Genomic DNA, 23,038 nt, shown 5'->3' with positions numbered 1-23,038 from the left:
CCTGCTCTCCTTCTGGTAGTTGGCCTTCCCCGCCGCTCGACGCACGTTCTTATCGGCGGTGTCCGATGGTGACGGCGCCCTTCGTCCCGGCGCCGGTCCTGTTGTCGTAGAGGACATCGCCGGTGGACTTCTTCCAGATCTTGATGCGGAAGGTGTCCGGGTCGTCGGTGGCCGTGACTCTGAAGGCGTAGCCGCTCTTGCCGCCGACCGTTCCGGAGCCCTGGTGGACGGCCCTGGAGCCGTTCACCACGAGCCAGTCGGAGCCGGTCGAGCGGAAGGTGAGCCCGGCCGGTCCGAAGACGAACGTGGCCTTGCCGGTCGGGACGGTCGCTCCCTTCCGGTACTCGGCGCCCAGGGTGAACGCCGCCTTGCCGGTCAGCCTCGGCGAGGCCGGGTAGGCACCGGCCGGCGAGGTGATCGTGCCGGCGCCGGCCACGGGTCCGGCGGCCCGGTCGTAGACGATCAGTTCCGGGAGGGTGGCGCTGTCCGCGCCGCCGTCGTCGTCGGTGACGGTGACGACCGGGCGGTGGATGCCCGCCTCGTCGTAGACGTGTGCGGCGCGGCAGCGGGAGGCGGTGACCGTGCCGGTCGCGGGCTTGCCGCCGTCCTTCCAGTCGACCTCGCAGGTGTGGCGGTCCGCGGTGCCCACGTCGTCGAAGGAAACCGTGACGACGGCGGTCCTGCCCGCCGCGACGGGCGAGCCGGGGCCTGTCGCGGACGTGATCGACGGGGTGGCGTTGGAGACCTCGACGGTCGCCGTGTCGGTGCCGCGTCCGCCGGTCAGGGTGACCCGGAAGGTGCCGTCGTCCGTGCAGGTGAGGGTCGTCCGGGCCGCCGTCGGCTCCTGGACGGTGCACGGGGCGCCGTCCTGGACGGTCCACTCGGGGGTGCCCGCCCCGGAGACGGTGCCGGCGAGGGTGATCGCCTCGCCCTCTGTGCCGGTGGCGTCCGGCCCGGCGTCGACGACGGTGACCGGGTCGATGCCGCCGAGGGTCGGGACGACCTTCTCGATCAGGCCGTCGGAGCCGAACTCCAGCTTGTCGATGGTGGTTTCGCGATGCGTGCCGTCACCGCCGGGGATGGCGAAGCGGTGGTAGGCGATGTACCAGTCGTCGGTGTGGGGGACGTGGACGACGGAGTGGTGGCCCGGGCCCTTGACGCCCAGGGAGAGGTCCTTCTCCAGGATCACGCCCCGCTCGGTCCACGGGCCGGTGGGCGAGGGGCCGGTCGCGTAGGCGACGCGGTAGTTCTCGTCCCGGGTGTCGTTCTCCGACCACATGAAGTAGTAGGTGCCCTTGCGCTTGATGACGAAGGTGCCCTCGTTGTAGCCGCTCGGGGTGATGTCCTCGACCCGCGCGGTGTCGACGGAGGTCATGTCGTCGCCGAGCGGGGCGACATAGGCGCGGCCGTTGCCCCAGTAGAGGTACTGCTTGCCGTCGTCGTCCGTGAAGACCGCCGGGTCGATCATCTGACCGCGGAAGTCACCGGCCTTCAGCAGGGGCTTGCCCAAGGCGTCCTTGAAGGGGCCGGTCGGCGAGTCGGAGACGGCCACGCCGATGTTGGCGTCGGCGCAGAAGTAGAAGTAGTACGTGCCGTCCTTCTCCGTGATCGCCGGGGCCCAGGCCCTGCTGTCCGCCCAGCTGACGTCCGGCCCCAGGTCGAGGATGACGCCGTGGTCCTTCCAGTGGACCAGGTCCGTGGAGGACCAGGCCTTGAACTGTGTGCCGCTCCAGCCCTCGAAGCCGTCGGTCGTCGGGTAGAGGTAGAAGGTGTCGCCGAAGCGCACGATGTTCGGGTCGGCGTTCAGACCCGGCAGGGCCGGAGTTTTCATGATCAGCGCCGAGACCCTCCAAGTGCGCTTCTTGCCGTCGGATCCGGTGACCTCGTACGTCACCGGTTCGGTGAAGTCGTGCGTGCTGCCGGAGGCGGGGCTGATCGTCGCGCCCTCGGCGAGCGTGAACTGCGGTGCCAGCGCGGTGAGATCGGTGCCCGTCTTCATCGGCAGGGTGATCGAACCGCTCGCGTTGTCGACCAGCGCGTCGACCTTGAGCGCGGGGTGCGTCACCTTGGCGATGCCCGCCGTGTTGCCGCTGAGCTTCATGACCTCGGTGCCGGTGAGGGCCCGGTCGTAGATGCGGAAGTCGTCGACCTCGCCGCCGAAGTAGGGGTCGGCCGCGTACAGGGAGCGTCCGATGTAGCCGCTGTGGTCCTTGGCCGCGCTGTACAGCTCGGACGGCTTGACGGTGGTGGTCGTGCGGGCCGCCTCGACGCCGTCGGCATAGAGGACCATCGTGCCGGTGGCGCCGTCCAGCGTGACCGTGACGTGCCGCCACCGGCCGGGGGTGAGCTGCGAGCCGGCCGTCAGCTTCGACTCCGCCGACCAACTGGCCTTGGTGATGGCCGAGTAGAGACTGGAGCCGCCGTTGGAGGGGGTGGCGAACAGGTACTTGTCGCTGTCGGGGCCGAGCCCGAACAGCCACTGGAAGCTGCTGCCGCCCTGCCACTTGACGTACGTCGACACCGTCACGCTGACGGCGTCCTTCAGGACACCGTTGGGGATCCTCACGTACGGAGAGTTCGACGAGTCGCCGGACATCCTGAACGAGCCGCCGTCGACCCCGGCGCCGAAGTCGGGCGTGCGTACATAGGTGCCGTGGTAGCCGTGGCCGCTGGAGTCGCGGGCGATGCTGCCGCCGGTCTCGTCGAAGGCGTAGTGCAGGAGCAGGCCGGCCGGGACGTCCGGTCCCTCGTCGGACACGGTGACCTCGGCCCGGACCGGGATCGCCGCGCCGTCGGGCAGACTGCCGTTGACGGTGAAGGTGCCGGGACGGTCGTATGCCGACGCCGGGACGTCCTCCCAGTCGACGGAGACGGGCCGCTTGACGCCGTCGGCGTACTCGGCGATCACCGTGGCCGGCAGGACCGGGGCGTCGCCGACCCGGGTCTTCACCGACACGTCCTCGACGCTCTTCACGATCCGGTCGGGCTGGTAGGCGCGCAGCAACCGGTCGTACTCGGCCTGGGTGACCGGCAGCACGGTGCCGTGGCGGGGTTCGGCGGGCAGGTCGTAGCCGGTGGAGGGGGTCCAGGTGCCGGAGTCGAGGTCGGTCGTCTCGAACGGGATGTAGCCGCGGCCGCCGAACTCGTCGAGGAACGCGTACCACTTCTCCTCGGTGTTGGACTTGAACACCAGCGGTCCCTCGGCGGCGTTCATCGCGCCCTTGCCGATGCCCTCGGCGACGGCGGTCCAGGACGGGTTCAGGATCGAGTCGCTCTTCTCCTCGAAGATGAACTTGCTGTTGGGGGTGGAAGAGGTGTTGTTCCGCTCGTCCTTGGACAGCCGGTAGTACGTGCCATCGTGCCGGATCATCGTGGAGTCGATGACCGAGTAGCCCCGGTCGATCCACACCTTGGGCTCGCTGAAGGTGTGGAAGTCGCGGGTGGTGGCGTACATCATGCGGTTGTACGTGTCGCCGGAGTGGTCGGCGTTGTCGTACAGCTTCGACGCCCAGAAGACCACGTACTCGCCGCGCTCGGCGTCGTAGAACGCCTCCGGCGCCCAGGTGTTGCCGGCGCTGTCGGGTGAGACCTCGACCAGGCGCTGGTTCGTCCAGTGCACCAGGTCGGTGGACTCCCAGACCATGATGGACTTGCTGCCGGTGCGCTGGGAGGCGTCCCAGTCGCCGTTGCCGTAGATCCTGAGGTCGGTGGCGATCTGGTAGAACTTGTCGCCCTCCGGGGAGCGGATGATGAACGGGTCGCGCAGGCCCTTCTCACCGAGGGTCGAGGTGAGGACCGGCTTGCCGTCGTTCAGCTCGCGCCAGTGCAGCGGGTCGTTGCCCTTGCTGAGGGCGGCGTAGAGCTGTTCACCGTCCGAGGTGCCCTCGCCGGTGAAGTAGCTGAACATGTAGCCCTTGAGGGCTGCTTCGGCGGGCAGTTCGGGCACCTTGGCCGTCAGGACGCGCGTCGCCTTCGCCCCGCCCTTGGTGACGGTGGCGGTCAGCTCGACGGTGGTGGCGCCGTCGCCGTGCGCGGGACGGTGGACCTCGCCGCCCGCGGTGACGACGTCCGGATTCGCGGAGGACCAGGTGACGGTCGTGGCGTACTTGCCGCTCCCGGGCAGGGTGAGGTTGCCGCGGGCGTCGTCGAGGTTGTGGACGGTGAGCGCCTCGGCGGCCTCGCGGGTGGCGGCGACGTCGTCCAGCGCGGGCCGGACCGTGACGTCGAAGGTCTTGGTGCCGGTCACGGTGCCCTTCCTCAGGGTCGCCGTGAGCGTGGCGCGGCCCTCGGGTGAGCCGGCCGCGGGGCGGGTCACCTTGCCGGTGTCCGAGACGACCGACGGGTTGTCGCTGTCCCAGGTGATGGCGGAACCGCCCGCCGGTCCGGTCTTCGTCAGGTCCAGGTCAGCGGTGACGCCGCTGGTGTCACCGAGGCTGAGGACCTCCTTGTCGTCGGCGACGCCCTGCGTGGCGACGGGGAGGGAGAGCTGCTCGACCTCCGGGCCGTCCAGTGCGCGGTCGTACACGCGGAAGTCGCGGATCCGGCCCTTGAAGAGCTTGTCGCCGTCGTAGACGGACCTGCCGATGTAGTTGGCCTTGGTGGTGCCGGAGCCGACGGCGCCGGGCGTCGTCGTGACCGAGGTGTTGCGGCCGACCTCGACGCCGTCCTCATAGAGCACGCCGGTGGAGCCGCTCTGGGCGTAGGTGATGTGCTTCCACACGCCGCGGGTCAGGTTGTGGGAGTCGGAGGGCTTGGTGGTCTGCTCGGTCGACCAGTTGCCCGTCGCGACGGAGGTGCGGAAGGAGTTGCCCGTGGTGAAGAGGTAGCCGTTGCCGCTGCCCGCGCTGGTGTTGCCAAATCCGTAGAGGAAGTAGGGCGTGCTCTGGGCGGGGTCGATCAGCACGTCCATGGAGACGGTGATCGCGTTCATGCCCTTCATGACGTCGTCCGGCACCTTGATGTAGGTGTCCGAGCCGTTGAAGGCGAGACCCTGGCCGGAGGCCGACCAGTCGGCGGTTCCGCTGACCGTGCCGTCGCGGCCGTTGCCGGAGGCGTCGGTCACGGTGGCGCCGGAGCCGGCGTCGAGCTCGTACCACAGGGCGAGGCCGTCGGTGAGGTCCGCTGCTTCGGCCACCGGTGCCTGCGGGGCCGCCTGCGCGGGGACGGCGGGGCCGGCGAGAGTGAGCAGCACCGACGCGGCGGTCAGTCCGGCGAGAGGGCCCGCCAGGCGTCTCGCGCGGCTGCGAAGTCGTGCGACGTGCGTCATGTCGTGTGAGGTCCTCTGTTGAGGCATGGCTGATGACGGGCAGGGCTGATGACGGACAAGGCGGAGCGGAACGCGGAGACGACGAGGCGACGGCAAGTCCGTGCCGTGGGCCCGCTGTTACACGCAGGTGACGCGTGTTGCGAGAGTTTCAGCCGACGCCCGGGGCAGCGTCAAGAGGTTCCGAACAATGTCCGACTGGTCGAACGCGAGCGAGGATGTCTTTCGTCGGGCGCGGCGGGACGAGGGCGTTGTCAGCGGCGGCCGGCGGCATCGACCCCATGACGGCGTCCCGCGGGGCTGCCCAGCGTGCTCAGACGTCGCCCCTGGTGGCCACAACGGCCCAGGTGCGATGCGGGACTTGGAGCACCTCGCCGGGGAAACGCTCGCGCAGCACGCGGCCGAGGGCGTCGTCGAAGCGTGCCACCTCGTCCGGCGGCAGAGCGGCGCCGACCCCGGCGCTGGCCCGGATCCGGCCCCGCCACGCCTCGAGCGGGTACGGCACGGTCAGGTCGAACGAGAAGGTCTCGATGCCGGTGAAGCCGGCGGTGGCCAGGTCCGTCAGCCAGCGCGGGTACAGCCCCGTACCGCCGCCCAGCGTCCAGGCCGGGTTGACGGAAGCTGCTGGCCATGGCGGGGCTCCTGGAGGCTGTGCGTCGGCAGGCGGCGTCCACCCTGCCACCCGTCACCACTGATCAACAAGGGTGACCGGCCGTCGCGTGACTTCGGCCCCTGAGCTGCCCGGAGCGGGACGTCGTGGCAGGCAGCGAGCGGGTGAAGGGGCCAACGCGGTGTCCCCCCGGCTGTGTCGGGCGGCCGGGGCGCAAGGGTTCGGCCATGCTGGGGCAGGTCACGCCCCTTCCCCCCACGACGAGGAGCCTCGTATGCCCACGGACCCGCTCGGACGATTCCTGGCAGCGCTGGACCCGGAGCACCGTGAAGCGGTCGGTGCCAGGCCCCGCGAGGAGCAGGAACGCCTCGCGGCGGCCTGGGAACGGGAACTGGAGGCGGACGACGAACTCGACACCCTCGACGAGCTGTCCCCGCCCGCGGCCGAGGCCGAGGCCGCACGCCGCGTCCTGGCACGCGGCGACGACTAGAACGAACCGGTCCGGAGCGTCCCCGAAGCGAATGCGGACGATGCGCCCCGTACGCGTCGCCGCCGGAACGTGTCGGTGTCCGTGTCCTCGCCGAAACGGCTTTGTCCGTGATCCGTAACAGACGGATCCAGCGGACGCCTTCCGCCCTCTTGCCGTATGCACGGGCTCCACGGCGACGGCGAAGGAACGGAAGACATGGTGCGAAGCGGCGGACGGGGATGGTACGCCAAAGTGGCGGCGGCGGCGCTCGGGGTGACCGCGGTGGCGGGCCTGACCTCGTTCTGGAACGCGCAACTCGGTTCCACCGAAGGGCGACCCGCCCAGGGCGTCGCCGCACCGCCCGCCGCGTCGCAGGGCCGCAAGGCGACGCCTGTGTCGGCGGACATCGCGCACGCCTCGGACGCGGGTGCCCGCGGCGTCAACATCACCATCGACGACGGGCCGGACCCCGTGTGGACGCCCGAGGTGCTGCGGGTGCTGCGGGACAACGGCGTGAAGGCCACGTTCTGCATGGTGGGCGGGCAGGCCAAGGCCCACCCGGACCTGGTCAAGGCGGTCGTGGCGGCCGGGCACCGGCTTTGCGACCACACCGTCGCGCACGACGTCACCATGGACCGCAAGCCCACGTCGTACCAGTCGCGGCAGATTCTGGACGCCGAGCGCATGATCACCGAGGCGTCCGGAGGTGTCCGCCCGCAGTACTACCGGGCGCCCGGAGGTGCCTTCACGCCCTACAGCCGTCGTCTCGCCGCGTCGCACGGCATGCGCCCCCTCGGCTGGAACATCGACTCCAAGGACTTCGAGCGCCCCGGCGCGAACGCCATCGTCGCCACCGTGAAGGACGAGATCGCCAACGGCCCGACCCTCCTCTTCCACGACGCGGGAGGCGACCGCTCGCAGACCGTGGCCGCCCTGCGCGAGGTTCTGCCGTGGCTGAAGGAACAGGGCTACTCCTTCGGCTTCCCCGAGCGCCAGGCACGGGCGGAGTAGGACGGACCCGGGCACGACGGCCCCGCGGCACCGCGCTCCCGGGGACCGGCCGGGCCGGTACCGGCCTTCGGGGGAATTGCGCGCCTGCTCCGCGCTTCGGCGGCCGGTGGGTGGTACGGGCATGAGATGTCGACGCCCTCCGATCCCTCCGCCTCGGCGCTGCCGCGCCCGGACGACGCCGAGTCCCGCGTACCGGGCGTGCTGCGCACCGCGGCCGCGTACGCGTGGCGGCTCATCGCCGTCGGCATCGTCGTCCGGGTCGCGTTCTCCGTGCTCGGGCAGTTCCACCGGATCGCCGTCGCCGTCTTCCTCGGTCTCGTCATCACGGCGGTGCTCCGGCCCGTGGCGGGGCGGCTGGCCCGGGTCATGCCCCGGCCGCTCGCGGTGGCCACTGCCCTCATCGGCGGCATCGTCCTCGTCCTCGGGGCGCTCGCCCTGGTGGGTGAGACCGTGGCGGACCAGCGGACCGGGCTGGAGAAGGAGTTCGTGGCGGGGATCGACCGGATCGAACGGCGTCTGGAGGAGCCGCCCTTCCATCTTCCCGCAAACGCGTTCGACGACCTCCAGTCCCGCATCGGCAAGCTCCTGTCGGACCACCGTTCCGCCCTGATCAGTACGGCGCTGAGCGGCGCGACCCGGCTGGTGGAGGTGCTGACCGTGCTGGCACTGGCCCTGTTCTGTGCGGTCTTCTTCACGCACTCCGGTGAGAAGCAGTGGCAGTGGGTGTGCGACCAGCTTCCCCTCCGGGCCCGGCAGCGGTTCACGGTCGGAGCGGGGGCCGCCTGGCGGACCTTCACCGGGTACACGCACGGCATTCTGCTGGTGGCTGCGACCAACGCCGTCCTCGTGGGCATCGCGCTGTTCGCCCTCGGTGTGCCACTCGCCGTGCCGTTGGCCCTGCTGGAATTCATGGCCGCCTTCATCCCCCTGATCGGATCGCCCATCGCACTGGCGATCGCGGCGGTCGTCGCCCTGGCGTCGAAGGGGCCGCTCATCGCGCTGGTGGTCGTCGCTCTGATCGTGGTCATCGGCCAGATCGAGGGGCACGTGCTGCACCCCGTGGTGATGAGCTGGGCCGTTCGGCTCCACCCGGTGGTGGTCGCCCTGGCGGTGGTCGGCGGTGCGGTCGCGGCGGGGGTGATCGGTGCGGTCGTGGCCGTACCCCTGGTGGCCGTGGTGTGGTCCGTGTACCAGGCGCTGCGGAGCCCTGCGGGCGAAACCGCCTGAGGGCCCCGGGGGCGCCCGTGCCGGCTCCCCCGTTCGCCCATCTCGCCGCGTTCCTCGGCGAGAACCCGCTGGAGGGCGCCCGGGGCTCAGGCGGCGTCCGACAGCTGCCGCATCAGGCGTTGCTCCTCCTGCGCGAGTTCGTGCACCAGCTTCGACGCGTGCTCGAGGGGAGCCCGGTCCCCGGCGGTTCCCGCCTCGTGGAGGAGCTCCGCCACTCTGGTCCAGTTCCCCGACACCAGGCGGTAGGCGTCCGACAGGTCGCGGAACTCCGCCGCACCCGTGAGTTCGGCGGTCTCGGCGAGGAAGTCCGCCCACATGGTGCGGAAGAGGCCGCCCCCGGTTCCGCCCTCCTCCATGAGGGTGGCCATCTCGACGAGCGCCTCCCGTGGCGATGCGAGGTCGTCGATCCAGCCGGGCATCAGATCGGCGGCCTTGTGCATGCCTTTGAAGCCCAGGTTGGCGATCGGAGGGTTCAGGAAGCTCTCCGCCGTCGTCCTGACGGCTCGGCGGGCGGCCTCGCCCAGGTCGGGCAGCGGGCCGTCCGGAGGGGCGATGGTGAAGGAGAGGTTGCGTGAGCTCATCGGGCCCCGGGCGCTGCGGGCCCGTGCCAGGGACTCACCGGAGGCCCACCGCAGCCCCAGCGGCCTGGTCTCGACGAGGGCGAATCTGTCGCCGTCGTAGCCGACGCACGCGACGTAGTGGGCGGCGAACCGGTAGTCGTCCGTGGAGTAGTCCAGCTCGTAGCGGTCGAGCTTGAGACCGACCACGGTCCCCGAGTCGAGGTCGTGGAGCAGTTGTTCGCGGGCCCGCTTCCCGGAGGAGGTCTCCCTGACCGTCAGGCGCAGGCCGAGCACCTCGGCGACCTGGGCGGTCAGCCGGTCCGGCCTGATACGGCCGCCGAGGAACGGTGCCGGCATCCGCTTGGTGCGCCAGTAGGTGAAGGACAAGCCGCTGCCGAGGCCGAAGACGAGCGGCTCGGACAGGTCGACACCGCGTTGCCCGAGGAGGTTGACCAGGGAGGTCGATTCGCAGTGGTGACCGACATACGGTTGCCCGTCGACGAGTAACACGAGCTGCTTCTCCTTTGGTTGACGGTACATCCGGTGACGGTCCATCACATATCGCTCATCTAAGGCTCTTTGGATGTCATCCGGAGCGCTCCCTGCCCAGCGCCATCAGGGACGTCCGCGTCTGCGGGTCCATCTTCTCGACGGCGTACCGGAAGGTGGTGCGGGCCATTCGGCCGTGCCATGTGCGCAGGAACGCGGCCACTTCGTCCTGATGGGCCTCGGCGGTGACCTTGAGCAGCCACCCGCAGCCCTTCTGCACGTACACGTCCTGATCGTCCATGAGGCGGGTGCAGTTGTCGAAGACGTGGGACAGGGGCAGTTCGAACACCGTGCGCCCCACGGTGCGCCGGACGAACTTCACGACGGCCACGTTCGCCGCGCGTCTCGCCCAGGGCGACCGGGACGCGACCCAGCGCTGCGTCCGCGGGATCCGGTCGAGGTGGCCGAGGAAGAACGGGTACAGCAGCTTCAGGCAGAGGTCGTCGCACTGCGCCCAGTTGGACACATACGTTTCGAGCCAGTGCTCGCAGCGGTCGAGGAGTTCGTCACCCAGTCCGGTCCTCGCGACCTTGTGCAGGAGCGCGAAACCCAGCAGGACCTCTTCGTGGTGCGAGGCACGGGACAGCACCTCTTCCGTCAGGGCCAGGCGGGTCGCCGGGGGGATGTCCGGCCGGGCACGGAAGTAGCCGTTCGCGAGCTCGACGACGGAGGCATTGCTGACACCCAGGGCCCGAATGCCCCGGGGGAAGTACCGCTGCGTCGCGGCGGCGACATCCGCGTCGGCCCGTGCCGCCAGGTACGCCATGAGGTCCCCGGCCGCGGCTGGCACGTCCATGGCCCCGGCCCCTCCCCACCTCGATCCCGGAACGGCGGAGACCGACGTGATCACGATCGGTCTCGGCGCCTCGTCCGACAGCGGTCAGATTCGCCCAGATCCGCCCCGGGTTCAAGTACCGGCCGGTGCCTCGGCACGGCCGCCGGCAGCCGGCGGGCCCTCGGTCCGCGGACCGTGCCGTGCTCGCGCCGGACGCGCGCGTACCCGCGGACGTGCGGGACGAAGCGCGTGCGGGTCTCGCCGCACTGTCCGCGGGCCGGCCGGCACCGCTCACCCGGTTCGTGCAGGACGCCTCAGCCTCGGCGGCCCGTCGCGGAGGCGAAGCCCAGCCAGGTGTGGCGGTTGTTCCACCAGCACCAGCCGACCTTGGGGGCGTTGCGGCGCTCGCGGCCGTCCCTGCCGGTGCCGTTGCTGATCCAGAGGGCCGGGGTGCGGGCGTCCAGGGTGCCGTCGGGCTTGCGCAGCCGGGAGCCGATGGTCATGAAGCAGCGGTTGCGCTCCAGGGCCTCGGGCTGCTGGAGCACCCAGTGGATGCCCTCGGTGAGCACCAGAGGCGTGCGGTCCTCCTTGGTGAGGGCGGGCAGGGCTTCGTCCGGGGACCAGTTGGCCATGTGGTCCCCGCGGTCGATCCCGGTGACGAGATAGAGCGGCGCGTCGGGCAGGTCGACCGCGCTCGGGGCGAACTGGTCGACGTCGGGCATGTCGACGACGACGAAACCCGGCTTGCCGTCCCGGCGGAGCAGCGGCGCGAGGGCGGAGGCGGGGGCACGGCCCGGATGTACGGCCAGCAGGGCACCGTCGCCGACGGCGCCGGCCTCCGCGGCGAACGTGCGGATCTCCTCGGCGGACAGCTCGTCGATCTCATGCACCCCCAGCTCGATCAGCCGCTCGGCCTGCGCGCTCAGGGGCGGGAGTGCGGGGAGTGCGGTGGACGGGTCGGGCATGGTGTCGGGCACGGTACTCCTCGGGTCGCTGGTACGGGCGAACTCGGCCGCGGGCGCGGATGGATGGAGCCGGACTCGGCCGCGGCATGTGCTGCTTCCTCGTTTCCGGGCGGCTGGTGCAAGGGGGACGGCACCACCCTAGGACCGGCGCGAGCGGGTCGATTGCCCTGGAGCGCACGGGTGTTTGCCCGGGGGCGCACGCTCGGGTCGTGCACCGGTCGGGTGCCCGTGCGCACCCGGCGCGACGGCGTCGCCCGCGGAGGGCCTCTCAGCCGGGCAGCGGGCGGTCGTCGACCACGTGCTTCATGACGAGGGTGGAGTTGAGGCGCTGGACGCCGGGGAGCCGGGCGAGCTGCTGGTCGTAGAGCTGCTGGAAGGCGGTCAGGTCGGTGGCGGCGACGCGCAGGAGGTAGTCGGGGTCGCCGAACAGCCGCTGGGCCTGGAGCACGTGCGGGACGGCGGCCACGGCCTCTTCGAACGCGGAGACCGTGTCGGCGTCCTCCAGGCGCATGGTGACGAAGACGAGGGCCTCGAAGTTCAGGCCCACGGCGGCCGGGTCCACCACCGCGCGGTAGCCGCGGATCGCACCTCCGCGTTCGAGGTCGCGCAGCCTGCGGTGACAGGGCGAGACGCTCAGCTTCACGCGCGCGGCCAGCTCGGTGACCGTGAGACGGCCGTCCAGCTGCAGCTCGGTAAGAATTTTGTGGTCCAGGGCATCCATGGAGAAGATTCTGCCTCAGAACGCGCGATCAATGAGTAAAGAAGGGAACACCTTCGACAGGATCCGGCCTAACCTTCCTCTCATACCAAGGCATGTGAGAGGGAACGATCGATGGACACGACCACGCTGGCGGCCTTCCTGGCAGTGGATCTGCTGCTGATATTCACCCCCGGCGCGGACTGGGCCTACGCGATCACGTCCGGCCTGCGGGACCGCTCGGTCGTGCCGGCGGTCGCCGGGCTGGTCGCGGGATACGCGGGCTACACCCTGCTCGCCGTGGCGGGGCTGGTGGTGATCGTGGCGAGTTCGGCGACACTGCTCACCGCGCTGACCGTGGCCGGGGCCGGATACCTGGTGTGGCTCGGCTGGGGTGTGCTCCGGCAGCCGGCCGCCTTGACGGCCGCCGGGGAGGAGGCGGGCTTCGAGGGCGCCTCCCGTCTGCGGGTCATGCTCCGGGGCATCGGGACCAGCGGGCTGAACCCCAAGGCACTGCTCCTCTACTTCTCCCTGTTCCCGCAGTTCATCGACCCCGCCGGCGCCTGGCCGGTCGCCGGCCAGACCGGCCTGCTCGGCTCGCTGCACATGATCGCCTGCGCCGTCGTGTACCTCACCGTCGGAGTCCTGGCCCGCACGATGCTGCGGACCAGGCCCTCCGCGGCCCGGGCGGTGACCCGCGTCTCCGGGGCGATGATGATCGTCATCGGCGGCTTCCTGCTGGTGGAGCGCCTGGCCGGCTGACGGAGCCGGTACCTCACCCGAAGACCCGGGGACGATGAGCCCGGCGCGGGATCAAGTACGTCGGCCCTCGACTACCACCCGGCCCTCGCAGGGCCTGCGCACCGCTCGCGCCGGCCCGCGATCCGCCCGGCCACCGAGCGTTCCCGCTGGTCAGCGCGGCGCCTGTCGGCAGACGAGCCTCGGCGGGCCGGTAGCGGGACAATCGGGTGCAGGGAATGGAGAGCAGACGGGGCGGCACATCCGGAGGCACCGTGCAGGGACGCGTACCGGAGGACTTGGCGGTCGTCGTCGACGCCGGCGGGGCGATCATGGTGTGGAGCGACGGGGCGCGCCGCCTGCTCGGCTACGAACCCGCCGAACTCGCGGGCACGGCCGTCGCCGACCTGCTCGCCGCCCGACTCCCGGAGTCGACACTGCGGAACATGCAGGAGGGCCGGCGGTGGGCCGGTGAGGTCGCGCTGCGGCACCGGGTCGGCAACCGGATCGTGGTCCGGCTGCAGGGAACGCCGCTGCTGGACGCGGAGGGCCGCCGGCTCTGGCTCGTGACCGGCACCGCACCGGCGTACCCGCCCGGGCGGGCCGAGCGCGGGCGCGTGCCCCTGTGGGACCTCACGCTCGGCCAGCTCCCCGTACCGGTCGCGGTCTACGACCGGGACGCCCGGCTGGTGGGCGCCAACGACATCATGAGCGAGTTGATGGGCCGCTCCGAGGAGGAGATGAAGGGCCTGACCCTGTGGGAGATGGAACCGAACCCGCCCTTCGACACCTACGACCACCTCCAGCGTGAAGTGCTGCGAACCGGCGAGATGATCTTCCACGAACAGTACGGCAAGGCCCCGGGCGAGGTCCGGCCGCACGCCTGGTCCATGTTCCTCTCGCCCCTGAAGGACGGGACGGGCACGGTCCAGGGCATGTCGGCGACCGTGTTCGACACGACGGAACAGTCCTGGGCCCGACGCCGGCTGGCGGTGATCAACGAGGCCAGCCTGCGGATCGGGAGCACCCTGGACGTGAACCGGACGGCCGAGGAGATGGCGGAGGTGGCCGTCACCGCGGGGTTCGCGGACTTCGTCACGGTGGATCTGCTGGAATCCGTGGCCCGGGGCGACGAGCCGGGGCCGCTGCCGCCGGACACGCCGGTCACCCTGCGGCGCGCCGCACAACGGTCGGTGCTGGAGGGCAGCCCCGAGTCGGTGGTGGGCGTGGGCGGCACGGTCCACTACCCGGTGGGGACGCTTCCGCTGCGGACCCTGACCGCCGCGCGGGGCGCCCGGCACCGGCCGGGGGACCCCGAACTCATGGAGTGGCTCAAGGCATCCCCGGCCCGCGCCGAGACCGTGACCACGCACATGATCCACTCGGTGATGATGGTGCCGCTGCGCGCCCGGGGCGTCACCCTGGGCCTGGTGCACTTCCTGCGCCACCGCACCCCGGACTCGTTCAGCGAGGACGACCTGCTGCTCGCGGAGGACATCGTCGCCCGGGCCGCGGTGAGCGTGGACAACGCCCGCCGCTTCACCCGGGAACGCCGCACGGCCCTGGCACTGCAACGCAGCCTGCTGCCCGAACGGCTGCCGGAGCTGGCGGCGATGGACATCGCCTACCGCTACCTGCCGACCGGGGCCGGTGCGGACATCGGGGGCGACTGGTTCGACGTGATCCCGCTGTCCGGCACCCGGGTGGCGCTGGTCGTGGGCGACGTGGTGGGCCACGGCATCCACGCGTCGGCGACGATGGGCCGTCTGCGAACCGCCGTACGGACGCTCGCGGACGTCGACCTCGCCCCCGACGAACTGCTCACCCAGCTCGACGACCTCGTCATCCGGCTCGACCGGGAGGAGGGACCGGAGGTGCGCGGGGCGGAGGAGACATCGGGGCAGGTCGGCGCCACCTGCCTGTACGCCGTGTACGACCCGGTGTCCCGGCGCTGCACCATGGCCCGCGCCGGGCATCCGCCGCCCGCGCTGGTCACGCCCGACGGCGGCGTACGGTTCCTGGACCTGCCGGCCGGGCCGCCGCTGGGTCTGGGGGGACTGCCGTTCGAGGCCTCCGAGGTCCGGCTGGAGGAGAACAGCCTGCTCGCCCTCTATACCGACGGTCTGATCGAGGCTCCCGGCCACGACGTCGAAGTCGGGATCACCCTGCTGCGCCAGGCCCTGAGCACCCCCGCGGACGCGCTGGAGGAAACCTGCGAGCAGGTGCTGCGCACGCTGCTGACCGGCCGGCCCGCCGACGACGACGTCGTGCTGATGCTGGCGCGGACGGCCGTGCTCGACGCCGCGAAGGTCCGCACCTGGCAGCTGCCGCCGGACCCCGCGGCCGTGGCCCGGGCCCGCAAGATGGCCGGCGAGCAACTGGCCGAATGGGGGCTGACGGAAGCGGAGTTCGCCACCGAACTGATCGTCAGTGAGCTGGTCACCAACGCGCTGCGGTACGGCGGCGCGCCCATCGAGTTGCGGCTGATCCGCGACGCGACCCTCATCTGCGAGGTGTCCGACGGCAGCAGCACCGCACCGCATCTGCGGCGTGCCCGGGTCTTCGACGAGGGAGGGCGGGGGCTGCTGCTCGTCGCCCAGCTCGCCGAGCGGTGGGGCAGCCGCCAGACGGCCACGGGCAAGACCATCTGGGCGGAACAGCCCCTGCCCGCCGGGGTGTGAGACGGACTACCGCGTGTCGACGATGCCGCCGGTCACCGCGATGACCTCGCCGACGGTGTAGCTGGAGTCGGCGTCGGAGGCGAGGTAGACGTACGTCGGTGCGATCTCCTCGGGCTGGGCCGCGCGACCCAGCGGCGCCTCGCTGCCGATGTGGGCGAGCCCGTCCGGCGGCATGTGCGGGTCGGCCTCGTTGAGGGGCGTCCAGGTCGGGCCGGGCGCGACCACATTGGCGCGCACCCCGCGCTTGGCCAGGTGCGGGGCGACGGACTTGGTCAGCGTGATCAGCGCGGCCTTGGACGCCGCGTAGTCGATCATCGTGGTGCTGCCTTTGAGGGCCTCCTCGGTCGCGGTGGCGATGACCGCGTCCCCGGCCCCCAGATGCGGCAGGGCCGCCATGAGCAGGTGGAAGTACGCGTAGACGTTCGTCTTGAACGTCAGGTCGAAGTCCTCCGCGGTCAACTGCTCCAGTTCCAGCTTGCTGTTGAGGTAGGCGGCGTTGCTCACCAGGATGTTCAGGCCCCCGAGTTCCGTCGCCGTCCGCTCAACCGCGGCGCGGCAGAACTCCGGATCGGTGAGGTCGCCGGGCAGCAGCAGACAGCGCCTGCCCTGTTCCTCCACCTCGCGGCGCACGCGCTCGGCATCCACCTGCTCCTCGGGCAGGTGCACGACGGCGACGTCGGCGCCCTCGCGCGCGTACAGCAGCGCGACGGCCCTGCCGATGCCGGAGTCGCCGCCGGTGATCAGCGCGGTCTTCCCCTCCAGCTTCCCGCCGGCCCGGTATCGGCTCGCCCGGTAGCGCGGCTCGGTGCGCATGTCGGCCTCCAGGCCGGGCCGCCGCTGTTTGTCGGAGTCGTAGGGCGGGTCCGGCTCGGACACGACCTGGGGTGCGGACTGTTCCTGCTCGGGCTGCACATCTTCCCCTTTGCCGGTGTCGTCCACGGCGTCGCCCGGTTGACCGGCCACGCCGTCCTTGCCCGCCCCGCGTTCCCACCTCGGCGGCAGGCATGTCCCTTCTCGCCCGGAACGCGGCGCGGTGCCCGGAGCGGAATGCCGGCGGGCCCGACGGGTACTCCGACGATCTTGCAAGCCGGCCTTCGGGCCGTACACCGTCGGAAGGAGAGCCGTGTCTGACGAGACGGTGAAGAACGTCTTCGTGATCGGGCTCGACGAGGCCAACCTGCCCACGCTCCAGCAGGTCCCGGGAGCCGACCAGCTGCGTTTTCACCAGCTGCTGACGATCGAGGAGCTGCAGGTCGGCGAAGTGGACCTGCCCGCGCTGCTCGACAAGGCCCAGGGCGTGCTCGACACGTTCGACGGCAGCATCGACGCGATCGTCGGCTACTGGGACTTCCCGGTCAGCACTCTCGTCCCGATGCTGAGTGAACGCTACGGCACCCGCAGCACCGGCCTGGAGTCGGTGGTCAAGTGCGAGCACAAGTACTGGAGCCGGCTGGAGCAGCGGAAGGCCACCGACCGGCACCCGCGGTTCGGACAGGTCGACCTGTCGGCCGAGCCGCCGCACCCGCCGGAGGGCGTGAGCTACCCGATGTGGCTCAAACCCGCCCTCTCGTACTCCTCCGAACTCGCCTTCGGAGTCGATGACCAGGAGGAGTTCCGCAAGGCGGTCTCCGAGATCCGCGACGGGATATCCCGCATCGGCCGCCCCTTCGAGCACATCCTCGAACGCATCGACCTGCCACCGGAGATGAACGGCGTGGGCGGCCGGGTCTGCCTCGCGGAGGAGGCGATGTCCGGCGTCCAGGTCGCCGTCGAGGGCTACGTCCATCAGGGCGAGGTGACCGTCTACGGGGTCCTGGACTCCATCCAGTACCCGGACTCCCCCTGCTTCCTGCGCCACCAGTACCCCTCGATGCTGCCTGCCCCGGCCATCGCGCAACTGCACGACGTCAGCGAGCGGGTGATGCGGCAGATCGGGATGGACTCGGCCACCTTCAGCATCGAGTACTTCTACGACCCGCGGACCCGGGAGATCAACCTGCTGGAGATCAACCCCCGGCACTCCCAGTCGCACGCGGAGCTGTTCCAGTACGTCGACGGTGTGCCCAACCATCACTGCATGGTCCGCCTCGCCCTCGGCGAGGACCCGCGCATGCCGCACCGCGAGGGCGAGTACGCGATGGCCGCGAAGTGGTACCACCGCTGGTTCACCGACGGTGTGGTGCGCCGGGTGCCGGGCCCCGATGAGATCGCCCGCATCGAGCGGGAGACCCCGGGTGTGCGCATCGAGGTCGTCCCCGCGGAGGGCGACAGGCTCTCGGACCTCCCCGGGCAGGACAGCTACAGCTACGAGCTGGCGCACATCTACACCGGCGGGGCCGACGAGGCGGAGCTGCGCGAGAAGTTCGACCACTGCGTGGCCGCCCTGGGCCTGGCCTTCGAGGACGCTCCGGCCGAGGCCGACGCCACGCGAAAGTGAGGAGCACGTCACTTCCATGCGTTACGTGACCAACCTGCCGTACGAGACGAAGGAAGAAGAGCACGTCACGATCCCGATGTCCGACGGGGTCCGGCTCTCCGCACACATCTGGCGACCGACCTCCTCCGACCAGGAGCCGGTGCCGGCTGTGCTGGAGTACATCCCGTACCGCAAGCGCGACCTGACGGCGGTACGGGACTCGATCCACCACCCCTATCTGGCCGGGCACGGTTACGCCTGTGTCCGCGTGGACCTGCGCGGCACCGGCGACTCGGAGGGCGTGCTGCGCGACGAGTACCTGGAGCGGGAGCAGGCGGACGCCGAGGAGGTCCTGGCCTGGCTGGCGGAGCAGCCCTGGTGCGACGGCGGCACGGGCATGATGGGCATCTCCTGGGGCGCGTTCGCGGCACTGCAGGTGGCAGCCCGCAGGCCGCCTTCCCTGAAGGCCATCGCCATCGCTTCCTTCACCGACGACCGGCACGCCGACGACATGCACTACATGGGCGGCGCCCTGCTGTCGGACAACCTGGCCGAGGCGGGCACCATGTTCGCCTACGGCACCTGCCCGCCCGACCCGGCCGTGGTGGGCGAGCGCTGGCGCGAGATGTGGCACGAGCGGCTGGAGAACACCGAGCCGTGGGTGCTGGAGTGGCTGCGCCACCAGCGCCGCGACGACTACTGGCGGCACGCCTCGGTGTGCGAGGACTACACGAGCGTGCAGTGTCCGGTCCTGGCCTCCAGCGGCTGGGCCGACGGCTACTCCAACGCCGTGACCCGGCTGCTGGGGAACCTGGACGTGCCCCGCAAGGGACTGATCGGACCCTGGTCGCACAAGTTCCCGCACCTCGGGGAGCCCGGGCCCGCGATCGGCTATCTCCAGGAACTCGTGCGCTGGTGGGACCACTGGCTCAAGGGCGTCGACAACGGCGTGATGGACGGCCCCATGCTGCTGGCGTGGATGCAGGACAGCGTGCCGCCGTCCACCTCCTACGAGGAGCGGCCGGGCCGCTGGGTGGGCGAGCCGGACTGGCCGTCCCCGCACATCCGGCCCGTCACGCACCCGCTCGGCCGGCACACGATCGGACCCGCGCGGGACGACACGGCGACGGTGCCGGAGGCCGGTGCCGCGATGACCGTGCGCTCACCGCTGTCCGTCGGCCAGTTCGCGGGCAAGTGGGCCTCCTACAACGCGCCGCCGGACCTGCCCTACGACCAGCGCGAGGAGGACGGCGGTTCCCTCGTCTTCGACACCGAGCCGCTGACCGAGCAGGTGGAGATTCTCGGCTCGCCGAGCGTGGAGCTCGACCTGTCGGTCAGCGAGCCGGTCGCCCTGGTGGCCGCGCGGCTGTCCGACGTGAGCCCCGACGGCGCGGCGACACGTGTCTCGTACGGCATCCTCAATCTGACCCGCCGTGACAGCACGGAGTCGCCCGAGCCGTTGGAGCCGGGTCGGCGCTACCGGGCGACCATCCCGCTCAACGGGGTGGCGCAGGCGTTCCCGCCCGGTCACCGCATCCGGCTGTCCCTGTCGACTTCCTACTGGCCGCTCGCCTGGCCCGCGCCGAAACCGGCCCTGCTCAGCGTCCACGAACACTCCAGCACGCTCACCCTGCCGGTGCGGCCGGTGGACGAGCCCGACGAGGCGTCGTCCTCGCCCTTCGGTGAGCCCGAGGGCACTGCACCGCTCGCCATGACCCAGGTGACGCCCCCGGAGGAACGCTGGGACGTGAAGCGGGATCTGATCGACTACCACTCCGAGCTGGACATCGTGAAGGACCGGGGCACGGTCCGCTTCGAGGACATCGGCCTGGAGTCCGGCCGGCGCGCCCATGAGCGCTACACGGCGGTCGCCGACGACTTCACGTCGGTCGGCGGCGAGACCACCTGGACCATGCGGTTCCGGCGGGACGACTGGGACGTGCGGGTGGTCACCCATACCCGGCTCACCTGCGACGAGTCGGAATTCTTCGTCGACGCGACCCTCGACGCGTACGAGTCCGACCGCCGGGTCTTCTCCCGCACCTGGAACGAGAAGGTCCCTCGCGACCTGCTGTAGCCCGCGTTCGCCGGCCGGGAGGTGCGGCAGCGCTTCCCGGCCGCGCGCGGCGGCGGCCACCCCTGGAGCCCGGCTCGTGGAGACCGGCGGGACCTCCTGAACCGCATTTCCGACTGAATTCACATATTCCACGCATATCATTCATTCCGCGTATTCCGGTTATTCTGCATACTCCGCGCATTCCGGTATATGCGAAAAAGGCGGCCGAGTCACCGGAGACATGGGAGTGGCGGAAGTGGACGGCTTTTCGCATGGCGCGCTTCGGAAGTGATTCACCCAGCGCTTCCCCGTGCACCCGTGCGCCCCCCTGGAGAAAGGGTTCGCCAAGTCGACGGCCCGTGTGCACTGGGCAGGACATGGGGCAAGCCACGCATCGGTGAAACTCACCGTATTCCCAGGTCGACTGAAGCAGGTGGTATGCGATGAACGGCTGCGTTCCCGAATCGGAACAGGCATGGACGGTCGGTACTGCTCCAGGCATATTCCCATCCCTCGGCCACGGTATCGCCTTGTTCCGTCGGCCGCTGCAGTTTTTGAATTCCCTTCCCGCGCAGGGCGATCTGGTGGAGATACGCCTGGGACCCCAGCGGGCGTGGATGGTGTGCCACCCACAACTCGTCCACCGGATGCTCGTGGACACCCGCACGTTCGACAAGGGCGGCCCCCAGTACGAGAGGCTTCGGGTACTGATGGGCGACGGCGTGGTCACCTGCCCGCACGCGGAGCACCGGCGTCAGCGCCGGTTGCTGCAACCCACGTTCCGCCCCGCCGGCGTCGCCGCGCAGACGGAGCCGATGGCCGAGGAGGCCGCGGCGCTGTGCCGGGACTGGCGCACCGGACAGCGGGTCGATGTCAGTGCCGCCACCCTGAGTCTGACCACCCGGCTGATCAGCAGGTTGCTGCTGTCCGACTCGCTCGGTCCGGACGCGGCCGACGAGGTGCGGCACTGCCTCGCCGCCATCGTCCGCGGCCTGTTCGTCCGCACGGTCGTGCCGGTCGACGTCCTGTTCCGGCTGCCCACACCCGCCAACCGCCGTTACCGGCGCGCGGTGGAGCGGGTGCGTGAACTCATCGACACGGCCGTCGACGAGCGCCGCCGGGGCACGCCCCGCGACGATCTGCTGGGGCTCCTGCTCGCCGCCGCCGAGACCGGCGACGGCGACGCCCCGGTCACCGACGCCGAGGTCCACGACCAGTTGGTCTCCCTGCTGCTCACCGGTTCCGAGAGTCCTTCCATGTGTCTGGCCTCCGCCTTCAGCCTCCTTGCCCAGCACCCGGAGGCGGAACGGCGGCTGCACGCCGAGGTCGACACCGTCCTCGCCGGCCGGTTACCGGACGTCGACGACCTGCCGCGGCTGGTCTACACCCGGTCCGTCCTCACCGAGACGCTGCGCCACTCCCCGCCCGGCTGGCTCTTCACTCGAGTCACCACCCGGGAGACGGAGTTCGCCGGTCACCGGCTGGCGCAGGGCACCACGGTCCTGTACAGCCCCTACCTCCTGCACCACGACCCCGCGTCGTTCCCCGAGCCCGACCGGTTCCGGCCCGAACGCTGGCTGGAGGGCGAGGCCGCCGGTCCGCGCGGGGCCCTGATCCCGTTCGCGGCGGGCAGCCGCAAGTGCATCGGCGACCTGTTCTCCATGGCCGAGATGACGGTGGCGCTGGCGACCGTCGCCGGCCGCTGGCGACTACGGCACCCGGCCGGACGCGTCGCGCCACCGCGCCCCGGGGCGACTCTGGGGCCGAGATCCCTGACCATGATCTGCACGTCACGGGCGGACGCACCGCGCGGCACCGCCCCGCAGGCCGTCGCCCTCGCACCCGGAGCCATGACCGCGGCGTCCAAAGCGGAGAACACCCGGAGGGACGGTGACAACGGTGTCGGCCACGCCTGAGGAAGGGGCGGTGGTCACGCAGGACGCGCTTCCCCCGTCCACCCTGGTGGAGTTGATCGACGCGCACCTCTACATGCCCTATCCGTTCCGGCGCAGTCCGCACGAGCCGGCGGCCGCGGCCGGTGTCGACGAATGGCTGCGCACGACCGGACTGAGCGACGAGCCGGGCGTCGCGGCCATGATCTCCCACACCCGCCCGGCCGAACTCGCCTCCTACAACAGCCCGGATGCCGATCCCGGCATCCTGCAGCTCGTGGCCCGCCAGATCGCCTACCAGTTCGTCTTCGACGACCGGGCCGAGGAGGTCGGGCGGCACCGGCCCGGCCAGTTGCTGCCCATGCTGGGCGAGAGCATCGCCGTCCTGCGGGACGGCTCGCCCCCCGGCACTCCGCTGGGAGCGGCGCTGTGCGACCTCTACCAGCAGGTCCGCGTACGGTGCACCCCCGCACAGGCCGCACGCTGGGCGTGGAAGAGCCGCGAGTACGTGCACGGGCTGCTGTACGAGTCGGTGGCGCAGACCCACCCCTCACCCCTGCGGTCCGGGCTGTGCACCTCGATACGGTCCCTCACCGCGGGCGTCGAGCCGTTCCACCCGCTGTGCGAGGCCGCGCAGCCGTGCGAGCTGGCCCCCGAGGAGCTCCACCACCCACTCATGCGGCAGTTGAGCCGGCTGTCGGCCGACGCCGCGGTGTGGATCCCCGACCTGTTCTCCGCGGTCAAGGAGCAGCGCGCCGGCGAAATGATCAACCTGGCGCTCGCCTACCAGCGGGCCCACCAGTGCCCTCTGCCAGTGGCCGTCACCCTGGCCATCCAGCGGATCAACCGCACGATCCGCGAATTCGAGAGGCTCCGAGCCGAGATCGCACCGGAGTTGAGCCCCTCGGGCATCGGCTACGTGGACGGCATGGCAGGCTGGATCCGCGGCTGCTACTACTGGTCCCGCACCGTCCCGCGCTACGCGGACGCGGCGGCTCCGGTGCTGCGGTGAGGGGCCCGCCGTCCGGGTGCGCGGCACGTGCCCATTCGGCTCCCTCTACCCGCCAGGCCCGCGTCTCACGCGGCTGCGGCAGGTGGTTCACCCTTCTTCGTCGTGCTCGTTCCGGAA

16 protein-coding genes are annotated in these 23,038 nt (G+C 70.9%); 9 read left to right on the top strand and 7 right to left on the bottom strand.

The window, feature by feature from the left end; translation table 11 throughout:
• Positions 1-49: 49 nt before the first annotated feature.
• Together ACIQU3_RS25680 and ACIQU3_RS25675 are read right to left on the bottom strand one after the other, a co-directional pair.
• Complete coding sequence (locus ACIQU3_RS25680; RefSeq protein WP_403927922.1) at positions 50-5,266, bottom strand: family 43 glycosylhydrolase; 5,217 nt, start codon at positions 5,264-5,266, stop codon at positions 50-52.
• A gap of 310 nt (positions 5,267-5,576) precedes the next feature.
• Positions 5,577-5,945 carry a hypothetical protein gene (locus ACIQU3_RS25675; protein ID WP_403927920.1) on the bottom strand — a complete coding sequence of 123 codons (369 nt, stop codon included), beginning with the start codon at positions 5,943-5,945 and terminating at the stop codon, positions 5,577-5,579.
• Between the two features lie 202 nt (positions 5,946-6,147).
• Here ACIQU3_RS25675 and ACIQU3_RS25670 point away from each other — a divergent pair, with 202 nt between their 5' ends.
• The 3 genes from ACIQU3_RS25670 (at position 6,148) to ACIQU3_RS25660 (ending at position 8,580) form a co-directional block, all read left to right on the top strand.
• Positions 6,148-6,363 (top strand): hypothetical protein, encoded by a 216-nt coding sequence (locus ACIQU3_RS25670; RefSeq protein WP_366712509.1) that lies wholly within the window; start codon positions 6,148-6,150, stop codon positions 6,361-6,363.
• 195 nt (positions 6,364-6,558) lie between these two features.
• On the top strand, positions 6,559-7,353 hold the full coding sequence (locus tag ACIQU3_RS25665; RefSeq protein ID WP_403738510.1) for a polysaccharide deacetylase family protein: 795 nt from the start codon (positions 6,559-6,561) through the stop codon (positions 7,351-7,353).
• Positions 7,354-7,479: 126 nt separating this feature from the next.
• Positions 7,480-8,580 carry an AI-2E family transporter gene (locus tag ACIQU3_RS25660; protein WP_403738507.1) on the top strand — a complete coding sequence of 367 codons (1,101 nt, stop codon included), beginning with the start codon at positions 7,480-7,482 and terminating at the stop codon, positions 8,578-8,580.
• A gap of 86 nt (positions 8,581-8,666) precedes the next feature.
• Here ACIQU3_RS25660 and ACIQU3_RS25655 read toward each other — a convergent pair whose 3' ends face one another.
• The 4 genes from ACIQU3_RS25655 to ACIQU3_RS25640 all read right to left on the bottom strand — a co-directional run bounded on the left by ACIQU3_RS25655 (position 8,667) and on the right by ACIQU3_RS25640 (position 12,150).
• Positions 8,667-9,680: a BtrH N-terminal domain-containing protein gene (locus ACIQU3_RS25655; RefSeq protein ID WP_403738503.1), complete on the bottom strand. Its 1,014-nt coding sequence runs from the start codon at positions 9,678-9,680 to the stop codon at positions 8,667-8,669.
• A 46-nt stretch (positions 9,681-9,726) separates the two neighbouring features.
• Entirely contained in the window at positions 9,727-10,485 is a 759-nt protein-coding gene (locus ACIQU3_RS25650) for a DNA alkylation repair protein (protein WP_403738499.1), read from the bottom strand.
• Between the two features lie 293 nt (positions 10,486-10,778).
• A complete protein-coding gene (locus tag ACIQU3_RS25645) occupies positions 10,779-11,429 on the bottom strand; it encodes a DUF5701 family protein (RefSeq protein ID WP_403738663.1) in 651 nt (216 codons plus the stop codon).
• 268 nt (positions 11,430-11,697) lie between these two features.
• On the bottom strand, positions 11,698-12,150 hold the full coding sequence (locus ACIQU3_RS25640; protein ID WP_403738496.1) for an Lrp/AsnC family transcriptional regulator: 453 nt from the start codon (positions 12,148-12,150) through the stop codon (positions 11,698-11,700).
• Positions 12,151-12,261: 111 nt separating this feature from the next.
• Between ACIQU3_RS25640 and ACIQU3_RS25635 the strand changes: the two genes are divergently transcribed.
• Positions 12,262-12,888: a LysE family translocator gene (locus ACIQU3_RS25635; protein ID WP_403738493.1), complete on the top strand. Its 627-nt coding sequence runs from the start codon at positions 12,262-12,264 to the stop codon at positions 12,886-12,888.
• Positions 12,889-13,139: 251 nt separating this feature from the next.
• Complete coding sequence (locus ACIQU3_RS25630; protein WP_403738490.1) at positions 13,140-15,545, top strand: SpoIIE family protein phosphatase; 2,406 nt, start codon at positions 13,140-13,142, stop codon at positions 15,543-15,545.
• Positions 15,546-15,551: 6 nt separating this feature from the next.
• Here the strand turns inward: ACIQU3_RS25630 and ACIQU3_RS25625 are convergent, their stop codons facing one another.
• Positions 15,552-16,457 (bottom strand): SDR family oxidoreductase, encoded by a 906-nt coding sequence (locus ACIQU3_RS25625; RefSeq protein ID WP_403738660.1) that lies wholly within the window; start codon positions 16,455-16,457, stop codon positions 15,552-15,554.
• A gap of 211 nt (positions 16,458-16,668) precedes the next feature.
• On the opposite strand from ACIQU3_RS25625, the gene ACIQU3_RS25620 reads away from it, so the two are divergent.
• The 4 genes from ACIQU3_RS25620 to ACIQU3_RS25605 all read left to right on the top strand — a co-directional run bounded on the left by ACIQU3_RS25620 (position 16,669) and on the right by ACIQU3_RS25605 (position 22,921).
• The gene (locus ACIQU3_RS25620) at positions 16,669-17,982 is read left to right on the top strand and encodes an acetyl-CoA carboxylase biotin carboxylase subunit family protein (protein ID WP_403927917.1); all 1,314 of its coding nucleotides are present in this window, start codon (positions 16,669-16,671) and stop codon (positions 17,980-17,982) included.
• A 16-nt stretch (positions 17,983-17,998) separates the two neighbouring features.
• Positions 17,999-20,038, top strand: coding sequence for a CocE/NonD family hydrolase (locus ACIQU3_RS25615; protein ID WP_403927915.1), 2,040 nt, complete (start codon positions 17,999-18,001; stop codon positions 20,036-20,038).
• A 533-nt stretch (positions 20,039-20,571) separates the two neighbouring features.
• Complete coding sequence (locus ACIQU3_RS25610) at positions 20,572-21,933, top strand: cytochrome P450 (protein ID WP_403927914.1); 1,362 nt, start codon at positions 20,572-20,574, stop codon at positions 21,931-21,933.
• Positions 21,917-22,921, top strand: coding sequence for a (-)-alpha-amorphene synthase (locus tag ACIQU3_RS25605; protein WP_403738476.1), 1,005 nt, complete (start codon positions 21,917-21,919; stop codon positions 22,919-22,921). Before ACIQU3_RS25610 ends, ACIQU3_RS25605 begins: the two co-directional genes overlap by 17 nt.
• Positions 22,922-23,038 lie beyond the last annotated feature (117 nt).

The organism is Streptomyces sp. NPDC101110 (assembly GCF_044759525.1).
Lineage (GTDB): Bacteria > Actinomycetota > Actinomycetes > Streptomycetales > Streptomycetaceae > Streptomyces.
The sequence above is the reverse complement of the archived record's forward strand: the minus strand, read 5'-3'. Positions and strand labels throughout refer to the sequence as shown.